We start from the raw sequence: 18,382 nt of genomic DNA on the forward strand, positions 1-18,382 counted from the left end.
GTGGGTTGGTGCCGGGTGTTATGTTCCGGGGATCCGGAAGTTGAAGACTCCGGTGTCGAAGTGGTTGTAGGCCTCGTAGTCAACGAGGTCGTAGAGCCGGGCACGGGTCAACATGCCGGCAACCTGCGCCTCCTGGGTACCGTCGGATTTGATCGATTCCAGAGTACGCTCAGCAGCGCCCATGGCACTACGGAGCAGCGTGACCGGGTAGATGACCATATTGACGCCAACGCCTGCCAGCTCATCCACGGTGAACAGGTCGCTCTTCCCGAATTCGGTCATGTTGGCCAGGATCGGCACGTCCACGGCGTCGCGGATGGCCTGGAATTCGCTGAGGTCACGCATGGCTTCGGGGAAGATCGCGTCCGCGCCGGCGTCCACCAGGGCTTTCGCCCGGTCCTTCGCCGCGTCCAGGCCGTCCACGGCACGGATATCGGTCCGGGCCATGATGAGGAAGTTCGGGTCGCGGCGGGCGTCGGCGGCGGCGCGGATCCGTTTGGTGGCGGTGTCCAGGTCCACCACGTTCTTGCCGTCCAGGTGGCCGCAGCGTTTGGGGTTGAACTGGTCCTCGATGTGCAGTCCGGCCAGGCCGGCGTTTTCGAGCTCCTGCACGGTGCGGGCAACATTCATCGGTTCGCCGAAGCCGGTGTCGGCGTCCACGATGGAGGGCAGGTCCGTCATGCGGGCGATCTGCCCTGCGCGGGTGGCCACTTCGGTGAGCGTGGTCAGGCCGATGTCCGGCAGGCCCAGGTCGTTGGCCAGGACGGCGCCGGAGATGTAGACCCCGGCGAAGCCCTTTTCCTCGATCAGCCGTGCGGAGAGCGGATTGAACGCGCCGGGGAACTGCTGGATGGTCCCGGAGGCCAGCAGTTCCCGGAACCGGATCCGCTTCTGTTCCGGCGTGGTTTTCGAGTACAGCATCTAGAACAGTCCCTTCGGTGCCGCGGCGGGGTCGATAACGCCGGGGGCAGCGGTGATGTTCAGCTGGTCCAGTTCGCCCGCGGCGAGGTGGGGGAGGCGTTCGACGGCGGCCAGGAACCGTTCGATCTCGGCCTCCTCCACGATCCCGGCGGCGAGGGTGCGGAACTTGTTGATGTACTGTTCCCGGGCGAACGGGCGGGCGCCGAGCGGGTGGGCGTCGGCGACGGCGATCTGGTCCGTAATAACGGTGCCGTCGGCGAGCGTGATCTCCACTGAGCCGCCGAAGGCTTTCTCGGCGATGTCCAGGGAGTGGTAACGGCGGGTCCACTCGGGGTCCTCCACGGTGGTGACCTTGTGCCACAGCTCTACCGTGTCCGGACGGGCAGCGCGTTCCGGGGCGTAGGAGTCCACGTGGTGCCAGGCGCCGTCCTGCAGGGCCACGGTGAAGATGTAGGGGATGGAGTGGTCCAGCGTTTCCCGGCTCGCGGTGGGGGAGTATTTCTGGGGGTCGTTGGCGCCGGAGCCGATCACGTAGTGGGTGTGGTGGCTGGTCTTGATCAGCACGGATTCGACGTTGGCCGGGTCGGTGACCTCGGGGTGTTCGCGGTGCAGCTTGCGGGCCAGGTCGATCCAGGCCTGGGCCTGGTACTCGGCCGAGTGTTCCTTGGTGTAGGTGTCCAGGATGGCGCGCTTGGCCTCGCCGGGCGTGGGTAGCGGGACCATGTAGGACGCGTCCGGGCCGTCCAGCATCCACGCGATCACCCCGTCTTCGCCCTCGTAGATCGGCACGGGGGAGGTTTGTCCGCGCATGGCCCGGTCGGCGGATTCGATGGCCATCTTGCCGGCGAAGGCCGGGGCGTGGGCCTTCCAGGTGGAAATCTCGCCCTTGCGGGACTGTCGGGTGGCGGTGGTGGTGTGCAGGGCCTGCCCGATGGACTGGAAGATGGTCTCGACGTCGAGGCCCAGCAGGGTGCCGATGCCGGCCGCGGCGGACGGGCCCAGGTGTGCCACGTGGTCGATCTTGTGCTTGTGCAGGCAGATGGCCTTGACCAGGTTGACCTGGATCTCGTAGCCGGTGGCGATGCCGCGGACCAGGTCGTGTCCGCTGGAGCCCACGTGCTGGGCGACGGCGAGGATCGGCGGGATGTTGTCTCCGGGGTGGGAGTAGTCCGCGGCGAGGAACGTGTCGTGGTAGTCCAGTTCCCGGACCGCCACCCCGTTGGCCCAGGCAGCCCATTCCGGAGCCACCCGGTCCTCAATGCCGAAGACCCTGGACCCCTTGCCGCCCGTGCTGGGACCGTGGGTCAGTGCCTGGGCGCGGGCGGCGACGATGGGGGCCCGGTTCAGCGAGGCGATGGCCACGGACGCGTTGTCGATGATCCGGTTGATCACCATCTCCGTGACCTCGTCGGTGACCTCCACCGGATCGGCAGCGACCTGGGCGATCTTGTAGGCGAGCTGGTCCTCCCGGGCCAGGTTCTCCTCGCTTTTGTAGACGCGGACGTGGTGTTCCTTAACCATGGTGCTCCTTCGGGTGGGATGAGTGGGTTGCTTTAACGTGGGAGAGGCTTCGGTGCAGGTGGATGACCGTGGCTGCCTCGGCGAGCTTCGGGTTCCCTGCCGCGATCGCTTCGGCGATTGCTGCATGCTCGGCGGCCGCAGCGGTGAGGCGGCCGGCATCGTCCGCCGCCAGCCGGCGGATGCGCACCAGGTGCACGCGAAGGCTCCGCATGGCCTGGGCCAGGTATGAGTTGGAGATGGCGGCGTCGATGGCCGCATCGAGGCGACCCACCAGTTCGTAGTAGTCATGCAGTGCCGGTGTGTCACCGCTGATCAATTCCGGAGCCCGGAGCAGTTCGCGCCGCAGCTGATCGAACAAAGCGGCGTCACCACGGCTGGCGGCCAGGGCCGCAGCCCTGGCCTCGAGGGTTTCACGCAGTTCGAACAGTTCGTCGATATCGTCGAGGGAGATGTCCGTGACCACCACGCCCCGGCCGCCCGCCGTCGTCAGCCCTTCAGCCGTGAGGCGGCCCAGAGCCTCCCTCAGCGGGGTCCGCGACACTCCAAGGCGTTCGGACTGCTCCACCTCAGCCAGGACCGTCCCGGGTGCCAGTCGCCATTCGATGATGTCGTCCCGCAGGGCGGCATAGGCTCTTTCGCTGGCGCGCATCGGTCTCCTTCCCTTGGCTGACTCCGACCAGTGTATACACAGACGAGGCTAGAGAACAGGATAGAAATAGAAAGGCGGGATTCGGGGGTTTTTTGTATACAAAGCTCTTGTGATCACCACTCGCCCGCAGCTACCATGAGCTGCATCACAACGTCGTGGACGGGAACACCTCATGGGCATCAGCGGCTACCGGGACAGCTACCAGCGCAGCATTGAACAGCCCGAAGACTTTTGGCTGGAGGCGGCGGAGAAGATCTCCTGGAGCTCTCCGCCTGCCCGGGCCCTTGATGCCTCCCGGGCACCGCTGTACGGCTGGTTTCCCGACGGCGTGCTCAATACCTGCTACAACGCCCTGGACCGCCATGTGGCCGAGGGCCGCGGCGGCCAGGACGCCCTCATCCACGACTCCGCCATGCTGGGAACCCGGCAGCGGTACACGTACGCCGAGCTCACCGACCTGGTAGCGCGTTTTGCCGGCGTACTGCGGACCCACGGCGTGGGCAAGGGGGACCGGGTGGTGATCTACATGCCCATGATTCCGGAGGGCGCCATCGCCATGCTGGCAGCTGCCCGGCTCGGAGCGGTCCACTCGGTAGTCTTCGGCGGTTTTGCCCCCAAAGAACTTGCTGCCAGGATCCGCGACGCCGCCCCGGCTGCAGTGGTCACTGCCTCAGGCGGAATCGAACCTTCGCGCCGCATCGAGTACCTTCCCGCCGTCGCAGCGGCGCTGGAACTGTCCGGTTCGCCCCGGCTGCCCGTCCTGGTCAAGGCACGTGAGGGCTTTGCGTCCACGGTCGCGGACCACCCCGGGTGGCTCGACTGGGACACGGCCATGGCGTCCGCCGCCCCCGCGGATCCTGTCGACGTGCGGGCCACGGACCCGCTCTACATCCTCTACACGTCGGGAACCACAGGAACGCCCAAGGGCGTGGTGCGGGACAACGGGGGCCACGCTGTCGCGCTCCGCTGGACGCTGGAGAACATCTACGGCGTCGGCCCCGGTGACGTCATGTGGACCGCGTCGGACGTCGGCTGGGTGGTGGGGCACTCGTATATCGTCTACGGCCCGCTGCTGGCCGGGGCCACCACGGTGATGTACGAAGGCAAGCCGGTGGGCACCCCGGATGCCGGCGCCTTCTGGCGCGTCGTGCAGGACCACAAGGTAAATGTCCTGTTCACCGCGCCGACCGCGCTGCGGGCCATCCGCAAGGCGGACCCGGAGGCGTTGCTGCTGCAGCGGTATGGTGTCTCCAGCCTCCGGACGCTGTTCACTGCCGGCGAGCGGCTGGATACCGACACGTTCCATTGGGCCTCCCGGATCCTGGGCGTGCCCGTGGTGGACCACTGGTGGCAGACCGAAACCGGCTGGGCCATCTGCGCCAATCCGCGCGGCCTGGAGCCGCTGCCCATCAAGGCCGGCTCACCCAGCGTTCCGATGCCCGGATTCCGGCTGGCAATCCTTGACGGCGCGGGCGGGGAGGTGGCATCGGGCACCGAGGGCAACATTGTGCTCGGACTGCCGCTGCCGCCGGGCACCCTGACCACGCTGTGGGGGAACGATGAGCGCTACGTATCCTCCTATCTGCAGGCCTTCGAGGGCTTCTACGCCACGGGTGACTCGGGGTACCGGGATGAGGACGGCTACCTGTTCGTCATGGGACGAACGGACGACATCATCAACGTCGCCGGCCACCGGCTCTCCACCGGTGCCATGGAACAGGTCATCGGCCAGCATCCCGCCGTCGCCGAGTGCGCTGTCGTCGGACTCGCAGACCCGCTGAAAGGCCAGCGGCCCAGTGGTTACGTGGTGCTGAAATCAGGGGTCGACATTCCCCGGGACATCCTGGCCAGGGACCTGGTGGCGCTGGTCCGGCGGGATATCGGTGCAGTGGCGGACTTCAAGGAGGTGACCGTTGTGGACGCCCTGCCCAAGACGCGGTCCGGCAAGATCCTCCGCAAGACGATGCGCCAAATAGCCGACGGCGGGGAATACACCGTTCCCTCCACAATCGAAGACCCGGCGGTCATCGACCAGTTGCTGGGAGTCCTCCGGGCAGGCGAAGCAGACGCCCGCTGAAGGCCGCCTCAGCGAGGGTTCCAGCGGTATTCGTTTTCCGGCCGCCCGGGCGTGCCGTAGCGGGCCGTCCTGGACACTGTTCCCGCGTCGGCAAGGTACTCAAGGTAGCGCCGCGCGGTGACGCGGGACATGCCCAGGGCGTCCATGACCTCCGTGGCGGACACGGCGTCGGCGCGGCCCCGGAGGAATTCCTGGACCGAACCCAGGGTGGAGGCGGAGAGGCCCTTGGGAAGCGGAAGTTCCGACGGCGTCCGGAGGCTGGCGAACGCGCGGTCAACCTCGCTCTGGGACGCGCCCGCCTTGCCGGACCCACCGCTGGCCCCGGCAAGCTGTTGCCGGAACTGCCGGTAGTTCTCCAACTTGTCGGAAAAGGTAGCGAACGTGAACGGCTTGATCAGGTACTGGACAACGCCAATGGCCACGGCGCTCCGGACGATGGCCAGCTCGCGGACTGCCGTAATGGCGATGATGTCGGCCAGGATCCCAGCCGAACGCATCCGGCGGGCAATATCCAGGCCGTGCAGATCGGGCAGGTTCATATCCAGCAGGACAAGCTCCACCGGTTCTCCCGCCGCAACGAACTCATTCAGCAGCCGCAGGGCGGACTGGCCATCGGGGGCGGTGCCCGCCAGTTCGAATCCCTCCAGGCGCCCTATGTAGGCGGCATGGGCCGCCGATGCTATGGCCTCGTCCTCAACAACGAGGACCCGGATGCTGCTCACTGTCTGTGCTCCTTTTCCGGCGGCAACGCTGCGGGCAGGAAAACTTCGAACTTGGCGCCGCGCCGGCCGTTGATGGCCAGCGTACCGCCCAGCCGCTGCACGGCCTGCCGGACCAGGGCCAGGCCTATGCCGCGGCCCCCGGTCCCGGCAGGCTTGGTGCTGAATCCATGCCGGAATATCTTCTCCGCATCGGCGGCCCCGATGGGTGTCCCGGAATCGTCGACGGCGATGTCCAGGCCTTCCTCGTCGGCCTCCAGTGTCAGGACTACACGCCGGGGCGGCGGTGCTTCCGCGGCTGCGTCGATGGCATTGTCCAGGAGGTTGCCCAGGATCGTCACCAGGTCCTGGACGGCAACGCCGGGGGCGGCGCCGGAGCCAAGGGTGGAGACATCCAGCTGTACACCGCGTTCGTGGGCCTCGGCCACCTTGCCCATGACCAGCGCACCCACCACGGGTTCATCGATCGAGCCCACCATGTCATCTGTCAGCTGCTGGCTCAGGGCCAGGTCCTTGGTCGCAAAGTCGAGGGCTTCCCCGGTCCGGCCCAGTTCCAGGAGCGACACCATCGTATGCAGCCGGTTGGCGTGTTCGTGGGTCTGGGCCCGAAGGGCGTCGGACAGGGTGCGCATGGTCTGCAGCTCGCTGCCGAGCGCTTCGATCTCTGTCCGGTCCCTGAGGGTGGCCACGGTTCCGTACACGGGCACCTTCCCGCGCATGCCGGGGGACTCGGGCGCCCTGGCCGGTCCTTGGTTGACCACCAGGACCCGGGAGCCCGTCAGGACAATCTCGTCCTTGGTGGTCCGTCCGGACTCAAACAGGCTGCGAAGGTCCTCGTCGAGGGGAAGCTCTGCCAGTGATGGAGGCCTTGTGGGGTCGGTGCTGCCGGTCTCAGCCAGGCCGAGCAGTTCCGCAGCCTGGTCGTTGTACATCACCACGCGCTTCCGGGAGTCGACGAGGATCAGCCCTTCACGGACCGAGTGCAGGACGGACTCGTAGTAGGCGAACAGCTGCGCGAGCTGCTCGGGACCCCAGCCGCGGGTGACGCGCCGCAGGTACCTGCCGAGCAGCCATGAGGCCAGGGAACCACCCACCAGCAGGGCGGCGCCGACGGCCAGCAGGACCGGCAGGCGCCCGGCGAACGCAATATCAACGCTGCGGACGGTGACTCCCACCGCCACCAGCGCCTTGACCGTGCCCGCCGGATCCTTGACGGGAACAATGGTGCGCACCGACGGTCCCAGCGTCCCTGCCGTGACTTCGGTGAAGGCATGTCCACGCAGTGCCTCGTCGATGGAGCCGATGTAGGGGCGGCCCAGCTCCTCGTCCCGCGGATGCGTCCAGCGGGTCCGGTCCGGGGCCATGATGGTGATGAAGTCCACGTGCGCGGCCGACGTAACATCCTTGGCATAAGGCTGCAGGACGGCGGACGGATCGGGCGTGGCGGCAGCCTGCAGCACCAGGGGATTGGCGGCGATGGAGGCCGCCACCCCCTCCATCCGGCGGCCGGCCTCGTCGTACGTCCGGTCCCGGGCGTCCACGTAGGCGGCGGTGCCGACGATGGCGATGAACGACACGACGATCAGCAGGTTTGCCAGGAAGAGCCGGCGGGCGATACTCCAGCGGTGGATCATGCCTGCCTTCCTTCGACCCTGCGGGTGCCGCGACCAATATGAACGCAACGGTGAGCTGGATCACGGGGTGCCCAATGATGGATATCACATCCCACGGACGTGGTGGGCCCAGAGATTGCGCCGCAGCGTCTATCAGAATATCCACAAGGAGACACATCATGGCTTCTCAACGAGGAGAGTCGCTCGAGACCGCCGCACCGCGGCGCAAGGGGCTGGACAAGTCCCACTACCTCTACATCGCCGTCATCGTCGCCGTGGTCCTTGGCGCGGTGGTTGGCCTGCTGTTCCCGGAAGTGGGCAAGTCCCTCAAGCCCCTGGGTGACGGCTTCATCAAGCTCATCAAGATGATGATCGCACCGGTCATCTTCTGCACCATCGTCCTGGGCATCGGCTCCATCGCCAAGGCAGCCACCGTGGGCAAGGTGGGCGGCCTGGCACTCGGCTACTTCGTCATCATGTCCACCTTCGCCCTGGCCATCGGCCTGGTGGTAGGCAACCTCATCCACCCGGGCGAGGGCCTGAAGCTGGCGCCCTACGACCCCAACAAGAAGGCGGCAACCGACAGCACGGTGGACTTCCTGCTGGGCATCATCCCGGGTGACATCCCCGTCCTGCCCACCCTCCTGGCCGCCATCCTGGTCGGCTTCGCGCTGCAGAAGATGGGCGCCCAGGGTGCCCCGATCCTCAAGGCCATCGGCCACGGCCAGGCGCTGGTGTTCCGCATCCTCATCATGATCATGTGGCTCGCCCCGGTGGGTGCCTTCGGTGCCATCGCCGCCGTCGTCGGTGCCACCGGCGTCCAGGCGATCGTCAGCATGTTTACCCTGATGATCGCCTTCTACATCACCTGCGCACTGTTCATCGTGGTTATCCTGGGCGGTCTCCTGCAGGTGGTTGCCGGCGTCAACATCTTCAAGCTGATGAAGTACCTGGCCCGCGAGTACCTCCTCATCTTCTCCACCTCTTCCTCCGAAGCCGCGCTGCCGAGGCTGATCGCCAAGATGGAACACCTGGGTGTCTCCAAGCCCGTCGTCGGCGTCACCGTTCCCACCGGCTACTCCTTCAACCTGGACGGAACGGCCATCTACCTGACGATGGCCTCGCTGTTCGTGGCCAACGCGATGGGAACCCCGCTGGACCTTGGCGCCCAGATCTCCCTGCTGGTCTTCATGATCATCGCTTCCAAGGGCGCCGCCGGTGTAACCGGCGCCGGCCTGGCAACCCTGGCGGCAGGCCTGCAGGCACACCGTCCCGAGCTGCTCGGCGGCGTGGGCATGATCGTCGGCATCGACCGCTTCATGTCGGAGGCCCGCGCCCTGACCAACTTCACCGGCAACGCCGTCGCCACCGTCCTGGTGGGCACCTGGGTCAAGGAGATCGACGGCGGCCAGGTCACCCGCGTCCTCTCCGGCGAACTGCCCTTCGATGAGCAGACCATGATGGCCGGACACGGTGAAATGGCGCCAAAGGAAGAAGGCGCACGCGAGGCTGCGAAGGCCTAGCCCCCGCCGCCGAAACCGCCGGAAACCGCCCCCGCAGCAACGCTGTGGGGGCGGTTTTGCGTCCATCGGCAGCGCAACCTTCGACCTCAGCTAGAGGGTAAAGGCTCAACATCCGCGGAAAGTCAAGTTCCGTCGAATACCGTGTCGGGCGCTGTAACCTAGGGAGCAGAACGAACGGCGCTGGCGAGCCAGCGGCAGGAAATCACCGTCATCGAAAGTGTGGACAGATACGTGAGCAGCGAACAGGGTTCAGCAACTCTGGAGGGCACGGAATTCGACCTGGAAAACGCGGTGATGGGCCCCACCGGGCGCCCATACCGGGAGTTCCCGGAACCCGCGCCGCTGTCCTCCCACGGTCCGGCGCGCGTCATCGCCATGGTCAACCAGAAAGGCGGGGTGGGAAAGACCACCTCCACCATTAACCTGGCCGCGGCACTCGCCGAATACGGCCGCCGGGTCCTGCTGGTGGACTTCGATCCCCAGGGTGCGCTGTCCGCCGGCCTGGGAGTCAACCCGCACGAGCTGGACCTCACCGTGTATAACGTGCTGATGGACCGGAAGGTGGACATCCGCGAAGCCATCCACCAGACGGGCGTCGAGAACGTCCACCTCCTGCCGGCAAACATCGACCTCTCGGCAGCGGAGGTGCAGCTCGTCAACGAGGTCGCACGTGAGCAGGTCCTGGACCGTGCGCTGAGGAAGGTCGAGGACGACTACGACGTCGTCCTCATCGACTGCCAGCCTTCCCTGGGCCTCCTGACGGTCAACGCCCTCACCGCGGCGCACGGCGTCATCATCCCGCTCATTTGCGAGTTCTTCGCCCTCCGCGCTGTGGCGCTCCTGGTCGAAACCATCGACAAGGTCCAGGACCGGTTGAATCCCCGGCTGCAGGTGGACGGCGTGCTGGCCACCATGTATGACGCCCGGACACTGCACAGCCGCGAGGTGATCACCCGGCTGGTGGAGGCCTTCGGGGACAAAGTCTTCGAAACCGTCATCAAGCGCTCCATCAAGTTCGCGGATGCCACGGTCGCTGCGGAACCCATCACCAGCTACGCCGGAAACCACGTGGGTGCCGACGCCTACCGCCGGCTGGCCAAGGAGCTGATCTCCCGCGGCGGCGCACCCTAGCCACGCCGTGGCCGACTCCAAACCCGGCTTCGAGGTTCGGCTGGCCAACTTCACGGGTCCGTTCGACCTCCTCCTGGGCCTGATTGCCAAGCACCAGCTGGACATCACCGAGGTCGCGCTTGCCACGGTCACGGATGAGTTCATCAAGTACATCCGCAAACTGCAGCAGCTCGGTGAGGAATGGGCCCTGGACGAGGCCAGTGAATTCCTGGTGGTTGCCGCCACCCTGCTGGACCTCAAGGCCGCCCGGCTCCTTCCGGCCGGGGAAGTCGAGGACGACGAGGATATCGCGCTGCTGGAGGCCCGGGACCTTCTCTTTGCCCGACTACTCCAGTACAAGGCCTTCAAACAGGTGGCAGGCATCCTCGGGGAAACCCTGCACCAGGAAGCGCGGCGGTTTCCACGCCAGGTCGCGCTTGAGGAGCACTTTGCGGCCATGCTTCCGGAACTGGTGTGGAGGCACACGCCCGAACAGTTCGCCGCCCTCGCCGAAGCAGCGCTCCGGCCGAAGATCCAGGCACAGCCGCCCCAGGTGGCCCTTGGCCATCTGCATGGCAGCAACGTCAGCGTCAAGGAACAGGCCGAGGTCCTTGGCCGCCGGCTCCAACAGGAGTCTCCGTTGACGTTCCGCACCCTGACAGCCGACGCAGGGTCAACCCTGGTGGTGGTGGCCCGGTTCCTGGCCCTGCTGGAGCTGTTCCGGGACAGGGCAGTCGCGTTCGACCAGCTGTCCCCGCTGGCAGAACTCGCCATCCACTGGACGGCCGACGGCCGCGACTGGTCGGCCGACAACCTGAGCGAAGAGTACGAGGAGCAAACGTGAACCCCCAGCAGGACACGCAGCCGCAGGAGGACCAGGACGGGGGCCAGGAATTCGCGGATCTTCCCGGCGGTGCCAAGGCCGCCCTGGAGGCAGTGCTCATGGTCCTGGACCAGCCCGCCACCGAGGAGGAGCTGGCCGCGGGAATCGGCCTCACGGTGGACACCGTCCGCTCCCTGCTCGCAGAACTGCAGCGCGAGTATAACGGCTATACTGTTAAAGCCCCGGAGATGGAAAGTGCCAGCCACGCTGGCCTCGGTTCCAGCCCCCGGGGTTTTGAATTGCGGAACATCGCCGGTGGCTGGCGGATTTACTCGCGGGCGGATTTTGCCGACATCGTTGGCAAATACGTGCTGGAGGGCCAGACGGCCAGGCTCACGCAGGCGGCTCTGGAGACACTGGCGGTCATCGCGTACCGCCAGCCCGTGTCCCGGGCCCGGGTGTCCGCAATTCGTGGGGTCAACGTCGATTCCGTCGTCCGGACACTGGCCCAGCGCGGCCTGATCGAGGACGCCGGAACGGATCCCGAATCCGGTGCACTCCTTTACCGGACCACCTCGTACTTCCTGGAACGGATGGGTATCACATCGGTGGGCGACCTGCCCCGGCTGTCGCCCCACCTTCCGGGGCTCGAGGGGATCGCGGAGTTCTACGACGCCGACACCATGTAGGCGCCAGCACCCTGCGGGCGCCGGTTTGTTTACAGGTTTATTCATCAGGGCAGACGAAGTCTGCACGGCTGGATAGGGTTGTCCTTGGACATCTCTGCCGGCCAACACATCTCGAAGGACGGGTCATGACACAGGCGGGACGCCAGGGTTCACCACGTAACGGATCAGGACGCGGCGGCAACGAACGCAGCGGCCAGCGGGGCAATGCCCAGCAGCGCAACGCGCAGGGCGGAAGCTTCGGCGGCGGCTCGCGCGGAGGAACCGGCAAGCGCGCCGCCGGATTCGGCGCCGACCGGCCGCACCGCGCGCCGAAGCCGCGCGAAGAACGCTTCATCGACCCCGACCTCGCGGGGGACCAGCAGAGCCGTGGGCCCGAAGGCACCAAGGGTGCCAAGCCGTCGTCGCGCAAGCCTGCCGCCCGCAAGCCCGGCGCCAAAAAGGCCCCGGGAACTCCCGGTGCGCCCAAGCCCAAGCCGCGCACCGGTGCTCCCGGGGCGGCAGCTTCGCGCGCCTTCGGCAGCGAACGCTTCGGCCAGAACCTGGGCCCGGTCCGCAAACCCGCGCGGAAGAAGGGGCCGCGCGGCAACGTTCCCCAGTCGGACCTCCACGATGCCGACGGCGTGCGCCTGCAAAAAGTGATGGCGTCCGCAGGAGTTGCCTCCCGCCGCGTCTGCGAGGAAATGATCGCGGAAGGCCGCGTCGAGGTGGACGGCAAGGTAGTCACCGAACTCGGCGTCCGTGTCGACCCCAAGACGGCCGTAATCCACGTGGACGGCCTGCGGATCCAGCTGGACGAGAACCTGGTCTACATGGTGTTCAACAAGCCCAAGGGCGTGGTGTCAACCATGGAGGACCCCGAAGGCCGGCCGTGCATCAGCGACTTCCTGAAGAGCAACAAGAACACCACCGAACGCCTCTTCCACGTCGGCCGGCTCGACGTCGCCACCGAAGGCCTGCTGCTGCTGACCAACGACGGCGAACTTGCCAACCGGTTGACCCACCCGTCCTACGAGGTCCCCAAGACCTACCTCGTGCAGGTGCGCGGGCCGTTCCCGCAGGGGGTCGGAGCGCAACTGAAGTCCGGCGTCGAACTGGAGGACGGCTTCGCGAACGTTGACTCCTTCCGGCTGGTGGACTCCACCCCGGGCCACGTCCTGATCGAAGTTGTGCTGCACTCCGGCAAGAACCGGATTGTCCGCCGCCTCTTTGACGCCGTCGGCTTCCCGGTCCAGCGCCTGGTCCGCGTCAAGGTGGGTCCCATTGGCTTGGGCGACCAGCGCCAGGGCAGCATCCGCAACCTGGGCAAGCAGGAAGTCGGCCACCTGCTGGCATCCGTAGGGCTCTAGGGCATGTCCGCGTTCAAAAGCCAGGGCCGCGGCCATCTGGACGGCCCGGTGGTGGTCATCGGCACCGGGCTGCTTGGCGCCAGCATCGGGCTCGGGCTGCGGGGGCGGGGCGTGCCGGTGTTCCTTTCCGACCCCTCGCCCACCAATCAGGCCGTGGCGGTGGACATCGGCGCCGGACGTCCTTTGGCGGACCTTGGTGGGGCCAGCCCGCAGCTCGTGGTGGTCGCCGCACCGCCGGACGTTACTGCGGATGTGGTGTCCAAGGCGCTCGCTGACTATCCCGACGCCGTCGTGGTGGACATTGCCAGCGTCAAGGCCGATATCCTGTCGCGGCTCCGCAGCCTCGGCGCCGACCTGTCACGCTACGTGGGAACCCACCCCATGGCGGGCCGGGAAAAGTCCGGCCCGGTAGCTGCGCGCGGCGAACTGTTCACCTCCATGCCGTGGGTGCTCTGCCCCTCGGAGGAGACGTCCGGTGCTGCCCTGCAGGTGGCCCGTTCGCTCGCTTCGGACCTCGGAGCGGTGGTGTCGCAGTTCAGCGCCGATGAGCATGATGAAGCCGTGGCCCTGGTGTCGCACCTGCCGCAGGTTATGTCGTCGCTGCTGGCCAGCCGCCTGCAGGGTACTCCGCTGCATGCGCTGTCCCTGGCCGGCAACGGCCTGCGCGATGTCACCAGGATCGCTGCCAGCGATCCCACCCTGTGGGTGCAGATCCTGGGCGGCAATGCAGCCAAGGTGGTGGAGATCCTGTACGGCGTCCGTGAGGACCTGAACCGCCTCATCGGGACGCTCGAACAGCCCACCGCCCCGGGTGCACGGCTGGACCTCGCCCAGCTCATCAGCGAAGGCAACGCCGGCCAGGCCCGGATTCCCGGGAAGCACGGCGGGCCGCCGCAGGCCTACTCCTGGCTCACCGTCCTGGTGGACGACAAACCCGGCCAGATCGCGCAGCTGCTCACCGAAATCGGTGAAATCGGCGTGAACGTCGAAGACCTGCGCCTGGACCATTCCTCCGGTCAGAACGTTGGCATGGTGGAATTGTCTGTGTTGCCGAACAAGCACGACCACCTGATCGAAGCTCTCAACGACCGCGGATGGCGGGTACTTCAGTAATGACACAGGAACTCCTCGAAACCATGCGCGCGCTGCGCATCGGCCGGCCGCTGGTGGTTGCCATCGACGGGCCGTCAGGCTCAGGTAAATCGAGCGTGAGCAAGGAAGTCGCCCGCAGGCTCCGGCTGGCCTACCTGGACACCGGGGCGATGTACCGTGCCTTGACCTGGTACTGCCTGGCCGAAGGCATCGACCTTGCCGATACTCCTGCCGTGGAGCAGGCATCCCGGGACTTTGCCCTGGAATTGAGCACCAGCCCGCTGGAGGAATACGTGCGGGTGGGCGGGGTGGACGTTACCGACGCCATCCGCGAGCCGGCCATCTCCTCCGCCGTCAGCGCAGTGGCCACTACCCTCGGTGCCCGGACCGAACTGATCCGGCGGCAGCGGGACCTGATTGAAAAGCACCACCGCCGCATGGTGGTGGAAGGCAGGGACATCACCACCGTCGTCGCTCCCGGCGCCGAGGTGCGCATGCTCCTCACTGCCAGTGAAGAAGCCAGGCTGCGGCGGCGCGGGATCCAGCTGGGCGGCACGCAGGACGCCGAGCAGCTGGCTGCCCAGGTGACGCACCGGGATGCCAAGGACTCCACCGTGGTCAACTTCACCCAGGCGGCAGACGGTGTGGTCACGCTGGACTCCTCGGACCTGGACTTCGAACAGACTGTGGACGCAGCCCTCGTGATCGTCACCAAGGTCCTCAACCGTGACTGACGCCGGGGCAAGCCTGCCTTCCACGCTCACCACGGCGTGGAGCAGGCCGGTTGGCTGGATCCTGGACCACCTGGTCTACCGGACCACCGTGACCGGCAGGAGCAACGTTCCCACGGGCGGGCCGGTGATTTTCGCCGCGAACCACATCAGTTTCCTGGACGGTCCGGTGATGTTCGGCGCTGCTCCGCGGCCAATGCACATCCTGGTGAAACAGGAAATGTTCAAGGGCTTCCTGGGCCGGGTGCTCACAGCATCCGGACAGCTGCCGGTGGACCGGCGGGGGGACCGGGCTGCGCTGCAGCGCTGCAAGGACGTGCTCGATGCCGGCCGCTGCGTTGGGATCCTTCCAGAAGGAACACGGGGGAGCGGGGCAGCCGCTGACATCAATGGCGGCGTGGCCTGGCTGGCGCTGAAGTCAGGGGCACCGGTGGTTCCGGTTGCCGTCCTGGGCACCCGGCAGGGCGATGAGCACCTGGACTTCGTGCCACGGCCCGGCCGGCGCTTCCACGTCAGCTTCGGATCGGCCCTCACGCTGGCCCACCGGGCCGGCGAAACCGGGCGTGCTTCAATGGACAGGGCGGCGCAGGACATCCGTGCCGCGCTGGCAGGGCACGTCCAGGACACCATAGAACTCAGCGGGCAGCCCTTGCCCCACGCTGACCACCAAGACTTTTCAGCAGTAGCCGGGGACGCCGGCAGATGACCACTAAGGACAGTGCAATGAGCGACACCACCCAGACTTCCGGGCCTTCCGGCGCCGAGGACGAATACACGCCCGCCGGCACCGACCAGGTTGCCGAACGGCTGGCAGCAATCGACGACGACGAAGCGGAGCTGCGTGCCGCGTCCCTTCGGGCCGGCCTTGAGGACTACGACCTTGACGAGGATGACGCCGCCCTCCTGAGCGGGGAATACGGCGACGATGAATTTGACGGTCCGGTCAAGCTCGATCCCGTCCTGGCGATCATCGGCCGGCCCAATGTGGGGAAGTCCACGCTGGTAAACCGCATCCTGGGCCGGCGTGAAGCAGTGGTGGAGGACACCCCGGGCGTCACCCGTGACCGGGTCATGTATTCAGCCAACTGGAATGGCCGCAACTTCACCCTGGTGGACACCGGCGGGTGGGAACACGACGCCCGCGGCATCCATGCCCGCGTTGCCGAACAGGCCGAGATGGCCGTTGAACTCGCCGACGCCGTGCTCTTCGTGGTGGACTCGGCCGTCGGCGCCACCGCCACGGATGAAGGCGTCATGAAGATGCTGCGCCGCAGCAAGAAGCCGGTCATCATGGTGGCCAACAAAGTGGACGACTTCGCCCAGGAAGCGGACAGCGCCGCACTGTGGGGCCTCGGTTTCGGTGAACCGTACCCGGTCTCGGCCCTGCACGGCCGCGGTGTGGCCGACCTCCTGGATCACGTCATGGACGTACTGCCGGAGTTCTCCACCATTGAGGGAACGGACCGCTCCGGCGGCCCGCGCCGCATTGCCCTCATCGGCCGGCCCAACGTGGGCAAGTCCTCGCTGCTGAACAAGCTGGCCGGCTCAGAACGCGTGGTGGTGGACAACACCGCCGGCACCACCCGTGACCCGGTGGATGAATTCATCGAACTCGGCGGCCGCACCTGGCGGTTCGTCGACACCGCGGGAATCCGGCGCCGCCAGCACATGGCCCAGGGCGCGGACTACTATGCCTCGCTCCGGACGCAGGCCGCGCTGGAGAAGGCGGAGGTCGCCGTCGTCCTCCTTGCGGTGGACGAGGTCCTCAGCGAGCAGGACGTGCGCATCCTGCAGCTGGCCATCGAATCGGGCCGCGCGCTGGTGCTGGCCTTCAACAAGTGGGACCTGCTCGACGACGAACGCCGCCGCTACCTGGAACGCGAAATCGAGCAGGACCTGGCCCACGTCGACTGGGCGCCGCGCGTCAACATCTCCGCCAAGACGGGATGGCACAAGGACCGCCTGGTCCCGGCCCTTGACCTGGCGCTCGAGAACTGGGACAAGCGCATCCCCACCGGGCGGCTCAACGCCTTCCTGGGCGAGCTCGTTGCCGCGCACCCGCACCCGGTCCGCGGCGGCAAGCAGCCCCGCATCCTCTTCGGCACCCAGGCCTCCAGCCGGCCGCCGAAGTTCGTGCTGTTCACCACCGGATTCCTGGACCCGGGATACCGCCGCTTCATCACCCGCCGCCTGCGCGAGACGTTTGGATTCCAGGGGACCCCCATCGAGGTCAGCATGCGCGTGCGCGAGAAGCGCGGCCGGAAGCGTTAATTGCGACACACCTTTGGGCTGAACACCGGAAAGTGTCACTGGCACCCCTTCGGATCGTGTAAGCTCTTCTAGGTGGTTCGGCCGGACTGCTGATGAGAATCCTTAGATTCGAATGCAGCGGAGAACGGCGGAACCAGCGGGCTGTAGCGCAGCTTGGTAGCGCACTTGACTGGGGGTCAAGGGGTCGCAGGTTCAAATCCTGTCAGCCCGACCAAAAAGCGGAAAGCGCCGGAGAATTTCTCCGGCGCTTTCCGCTTTTTTGGGTTCGTAGTGGTTCGGTGTCCCGGGCGGTACCGGGCACAGCGGCCAGTCAGCCGAGGGCGGCGTCGAGGGTAACGAAGCCGTAGCCTGCCGCACGGAGTTGGGATATCACCTGGGGGAGGGCCGCGGCGTCGAGCGTTGAGCCGTCGTCGGGGTTCGAGCCGAGGTGCATCAGGACGATCTCCCCGGGCTGTGCGGAGGCCATGACGCGTTGGACGACGAAGCCCGGTCCGCGGGTTCCGTTCATGGTGCCTTGCCAGCCCAGGGTGTCGACGGTCCACCGGACGGCCGCGTAGCCTGCGCCGTTGACGTCAGCGATCGTGCGCGAATCACGGGCGCCGAACGGGAAGCGGAAGAACGGGAGGGGGTCTCCTCCCGCCACCTCGATGGTCCTCTGTGCGCCGCTGATCTCGGCCGCGATCCGGGCGTCGGTCAGGGTGGTGAAGTCCGGATGGGTCATCGAGTGGTTGCCGATCCGATACCCCGCGTTGTAGATCAGCGCCGGGTCGGACGGGAACTGGTTCACCCAGTCTCCGGTAAGGAAGAACGTGCCCGGGACGCCGTTGGCTGTGAGGGTGCCGAGGATCGAACGGAGGGCGGCGTCGTTGGCGCCTGCGTCGAACGTCAGCGCTACGACCTTCTGCGTGGTCGGTATGCGTTCAAGGTCCACCCCCAGGAGCGACGACGGGACACTGGTGTAGATAACCTCCGTCCTGCCGCTGGCCGCGTGCCACAGGATCGAACCATGCTGGAAGTCGCTGCGGCGCCCACCGGTGATGCCGTATTCGCCGCTGATCGGGTAGCCGAGCCGGCTGCGCTCCCAGCCGAGGGCCACCCACTGGGCCCGGATGCCTCCATATACCTCGTGGGCTCCCGTGGCGGGCGACCAGTAGATCGAGGAGCCACCGTTGGTTCCGCTGAAGTGGTTGTACCGGCCGATACCGTCGGGGGTGCCGGTTTCGTCCGTCAAGGGGAAACCGAGTACCCCGGCCGGTCCGCCGAGTGTGAGATATTGTCCGCGGATGGCGCCGTGGAC

15 protein-coding genes, 1 tRNA gene and 1 pseudogene are annotated in these 18,382 nt (G+C 66.8%); 11 read left to right on the forward strand and 6 right to left on the reverse strand.

The genetic code is table 11. From position 1 onward, the window contains the following. Positions 1 to 18: 18 nt before the first annotated feature. From prpB to RM50_RS17195, 3 genes are read right to left on the reverse strand one after another with little or no spacing between them, the layout of a single operon-like run. Positions 19 to 921 carry a methylisocitrate lyase gene (prpB, locus tag RM50_RS17185; RefSeq protein WP_043455139.1) on the reverse strand — a complete coding sequence of 301 codons (903 nt, stop codon included), beginning with the start codon at positions 919 to 921 and terminating at the stop codon, positions 19 to 21. Further along, positions 922 to 2,442, reverse strand: coding sequence for an MmgE/PrpD family protein (locus RM50_RS17190; protein WP_043455141.1), 1,521 nt, complete (start codon positions 2,440 to 2,442; stop codon positions 922 to 924). After that, positions 2,435 to 3,091, reverse strand: coding sequence for a GntR family transcriptional regulator (locus RM50_RS17195; RefSeq protein WP_043455143.1), 657 nt, complete (start codon positions 3,089 to 3,091; stop codon positions 2,435 to 2,437). Before RM50_RS17195 ends, RM50_RS17190 begins: the two co-directional genes overlap by 8 nt. A gap of 172 nt (positions 3,092 to 3,263) precedes the next feature. On the opposite strand from RM50_RS17195, the gene RM50_RS17200 reads away from it, so the two are divergent. Beyond that, the gene (locus RM50_RS17200; RefSeq protein ID WP_043455146.1) at positions 3,264 to 5,168 is read left to right on the forward strand and encodes a propionyl-CoA synthetase; all 1,905 of its coding nucleotides are present in this window, start codon (positions 3,264 to 3,266) and stop codon (positions 5,166 to 5,168) included. Positions 5,169 to 5,176: 8 nt separating this feature from the next. Here RM50_RS17200 and RM50_RS17205 read toward each other — a convergent pair whose 3' ends face one another. Both RM50_RS17205 and RM50_RS17210 read right to left on the reverse strand, forming a co-directional pair. Next, on the reverse strand, positions 5,177 to 5,890 hold the full coding sequence (locus RM50_RS17205) for a response regulator (protein ID WP_043455148.1): 714 nt from the start codon (positions 5,888 to 5,890) through the stop codon (positions 5,177 to 5,179). Further along, positions 5,887 to 7,521: a sensor histidine kinase gene (locus tag RM50_RS17210; RefSeq protein WP_043455151.1), complete on the reverse strand. Its 1,635-nt coding sequence runs from the start codon at positions 7,519 to 7,521 to the stop codon at positions 5,887 to 5,889. Before RM50_RS17210 ends, RM50_RS17205 begins: the two co-directional genes overlap by 4 nt. Positions 7,522 to 7,679: 158 nt before the next feature. Between RM50_RS17210 and RM50_RS17215 the strand changes: the two genes are divergently transcribed. The 10 genes and pseudogenes from RM50_RS17215 to RM50_RS17260 all read left to right on the forward strand — a co-directional run bounded on the left by RM50_RS17215 (position 7,680) and on the right by RM50_RS17260 (position 17,299). Continuing rightward, a complete protein-coding gene (locus RM50_RS17215; protein WP_043455154.1) occupies positions 7,680 to 9,023 on the forward strand; it encodes a cation:dicarboxylate symporter family transporter in 1,344 nt (447 codons plus the stop codon). Positions 9,024 to 9,254: 231 nt separating this feature from the next. Continuing rightward, positions 9,255 to 10,154, forward strand: a complete 900-nt coding sequence (locus RM50_RS17220; protein ID WP_043455157.1) for a ParA family protein — start codon at positions 9,255 to 9,257, stop codon at positions 10,152 to 10,154. A 7-nt stretch (positions 10,155 to 10,161) separates the two neighbouring features. Next, positions 10,162 to 10,977, forward strand: a complete 816-nt coding sequence (locus RM50_RS17225; protein WP_043455159.1) for a segregation and condensation protein A — start codon at positions 10,162 to 10,164, stop codon at positions 10,975 to 10,977. Next, complete coding sequence (gene scpB / locus RM50_RS17230; RefSeq protein WP_043455160.1) at positions 10,974 to 11,645, forward strand: SMC-Scp complex subunit ScpB; 672 nt, start codon at positions 10,974 to 10,976, stop codon at positions 11,643 to 11,645. Before RM50_RS17225 ends, scpB begins: the two co-directional genes overlap by 4 nt. Before the next feature lie 125 nt (positions 11,646 to 11,770). Further along, positions 11,771 to 12,991 (forward strand): pseudouridine synthase, encoded by a 1,221-nt coding sequence (locus RM50_RS17235; protein ID WP_043455163.1) that lies wholly within the window; start codon positions 11,771 to 11,773, stop codon positions 12,989 to 12,991. Positions 12,992 to 12,994: 3 nt separating this feature from the next. After that, entirely contained in the window at positions 12,995 to 14,104 is a 1,110-nt protein-coding gene (locus tag RM50_RS17240) for a prephenate dehydrogenase (protein ID WP_043455165.1), read from the forward strand. After that, positions 14,104 to 14,817 (forward strand): (d)CMP kinase, encoded by a 714-nt coding sequence (cmk, locus tag RM50_RS17245; protein ID WP_043455168.1) that lies wholly within the window; start codon positions 14,104 to 14,106, stop codon positions 14,815 to 14,817. The genes RM50_RS17240 and cmk overlap by 1 nt, the downstream gene beginning before the upstream one ends. Then, positions 14,810 to 15,527 (forward strand): annotated as a pseudogene (locus RM50_RS17250) (lysophospholipid acyltransferase family protein). Before cmk ends, RM50_RS17250 begins: the two are co-directional and overlap by 8 nt. A 10-nt stretch (positions 15,528 to 15,537) precedes the next feature. Next, on the forward strand, positions 15,538 to 17,085 hold the full coding sequence (der, locus tag RM50_RS17255; protein WP_043455170.1) for a ribosome biogenesis GTPase Der: 1,548 nt from the start codon (positions 15,538 to 15,540) through the stop codon (positions 17,083 to 17,085). Between the two features lie 137 nt (positions 17,086 to 17,222). Beyond that, positions 17,223 to 17,299 (forward strand) — tRNA-Pro (locus tag RM50_RS17260). Between the two features lie 96 nt (positions 17,300 to 17,395). Here the strand turns inward: RM50_RS17260 and RM50_RS17265 are convergent. Beyond that, on the reverse strand, positions 17,396 to 18,382 hold a 987-nt coding region (locus tag RM50_RS17265; RefSeq protein WP_156133907.1), incomplete at its 5' end, for a polysaccharide deacetylase family protein.

Origin of the sequence: Pseudarthrobacter phenanthrenivorans (assembly GCF_000813845.1) — a bacterium.
GTDB lineage: Bacteria > Actinomycetota > Actinomycetes > Actinomycetales > Micrococcaceae > Arthrobacter > Arthrobacter phenanthrenivorans_B.